Genomic DNA, 1,746 nt, shown 5'->3' on the forward strand with positions numbered 1-1,746 from the left:
TTAATTTGGCGAAGCCCTACGGCAGCTCCAGCACGTTTGCCTTGCGGATATAGGCTACCTCGCCCTTCCATCGGATCTCGTACCAGATGTCCTGCTCGCCGCGTATCGGAACCTTGTGCCCTTGTGAGGCAGTGGCCAGCCACGAAGAGCCCGCCGATGGTGCCGACATAATGGCTACCTGGTCATTTCTGATAATGCCGGCATCGCCCAGGTTCAGGAAGTTGACATAGTAGAGGATAAACAGCAGGTACAGCACAAAACCGACCTTAAAGGTGCTGCTGAACCGGTGGCCTTTGCGCCAGTTTATCACCATAATCGTAACCGTGATCACGGCGGCTATCAGCATCAGCTCCAGAATGCGCATGTAGTGCTTGCTGAACTGCGTCTCGAAAAAATGCAGGTCGCTGTACTCATAGCCCGACAATCGGTGGGCCTGGGCCAGTTCCTCCATTTTTTTCAGAACCGACCGGCTGGGCTGCTTCACATAAAACAAGTGCAGGTAATACATGGCGCCGGTGTAGTCGCGGAGGCCTTCTTTGATATAGGCCATCTTCAGGAGCATCTGGGGGGAGTAGTGCTGCTCTTTTTCCAGGATATGCGCGTACATAACGAACGCATCGGTGTATTCCTGCTTGTTAAAGAGAGCATCAGCTTTTTGCAGGGCGTTATTATCTGCCTGACTGTAAGCGGATTCAGGATAGCCTGTCAAAAAAATAATCAGAAAAAGGGATATTTTGAACCAAAGACTTTGCATTTATTCAGATTGCTGTTAATTTTGCATCGCAATTCAGGGAGACGCCCACGAGAATGCAAATTAGTAAAAAGATTCTGTAGCTCAGCTGGTAGAGCAATACACTTTTAATGTATGGGTCCTGGGTTCGAATCCCAGCGGGATCACACGATGTGAGCCGAAGCCTTTTCTAAAAGAAAAAGCTTTTTCTTTCTGCCACTTTTGTTTTGTTCCGGTTTACCGGAAATCATAAAAAGTGAAAATTAATTTTTGATAGTAAAACAAAAAGATTACTTTTGCACTCCCTTTCAGGGAAACAAATTAGTACCGATTCTGTAGCTCAGCTGGTAGAGCAATACACTTTTAATGTATGGGTCCTGGGTTCGAATCCCAGCGGGATCACAAAATGAAAAAAGCCACTCCTTACCGGGTGGCTTTTTCGGTTTTATAAAAATCCTCTCGGTGCCCAAAGGCCTGGCCTGCCAACTTCTCCAATTTCTCTTTTCTCCTGCTTGCTTTCTCTTCCAGCTTTTCTCTAAAGCAAGCCATTCTCTAGCCTTCTGAGTGCCTGCTTTTTTAGCTCTATTCTCACCGAAAAACTTAATTTTAAAAAATGAACTTGAAGCTTTTCAGGCACTTGTTCAGACGATGAGCAGGTTTGGGCCAGCGGTCAGGATTAGTCTTTTGCCTGTAATTCATCTGTAACAAGGTTTAATAGACATGAAACCAACAAAAAACCATTTTTTTGACATAGAATAATTCTTATATTGACATGATATTATTTAATGTGGACAGGAGCTCGTAAAGCATCTATCATAAAAATTGCTGTTTTCGTGCGTGGTCGATCTGTTTTTAGTGCTGCATAAATAGTTCTTTGTCTGCTTTACCTTTTGCCGTTGCCGCGTATTTTCACCGGCAACTCTATCCGCGGTTGAAGCTAAAACCGACATATTAACATGTATGCAGCATTAGTGCTGCATTATTCATCAAAATCATATCGTACACAAATCTTTATT

The 1,746-nt window shown here is 44.3% G+C and carries 1 protein-coding gene and 2 tRNA genes; 2 read left to right on the forward strand and 1 reads right to left on the reverse strand.

The window, feature by feature from the left end; all coding sequences use genetic code 11:
- Window positions 1-16: 16 nt before the first annotated feature.
- The gene (locus FJM74_RS22030) at window positions 17-709 is read right to left on the reverse strand and encodes an SH3 domain-containing protein (RefSeq protein WP_241739299.1); all 693 of its coding nucleotides are present in this window, start codon (window positions 707-709) and stop codon (window positions 17-19) included.
- Window positions 710-824: 115 nt separating this feature from the next.
- On the opposite strand from FJM74_RS22030, the gene FJM74_RS22035 reads away from it, so the two are divergent.
- Together FJM74_RS22035 and FJM74_RS22040 are read left to right on the forward strand one after the other, a co-directional pair.
- Window positions 825-897 (forward strand) — tRNA-Lys (locus tag FJM74_RS22035).
- 162 nt (window positions 898-1,059) lie between these two features.
- Window positions 1,060-1,132 (forward strand) — tRNA-Lys (locus FJM74_RS22040).
- Window positions 1,133-1,746 lie beyond the last annotated feature (614 nt).

This window comes from Pontibacter beigongshangensis, from assembly GCF_014332515.1.
In the GTDB taxonomy this organism is placed as follows: Bacteria; Bacteroidota; Bacteroidia; order Cytophagales; family Hymenobacteraceae; genus Pontibacter; species Pontibacter beigongshangensis.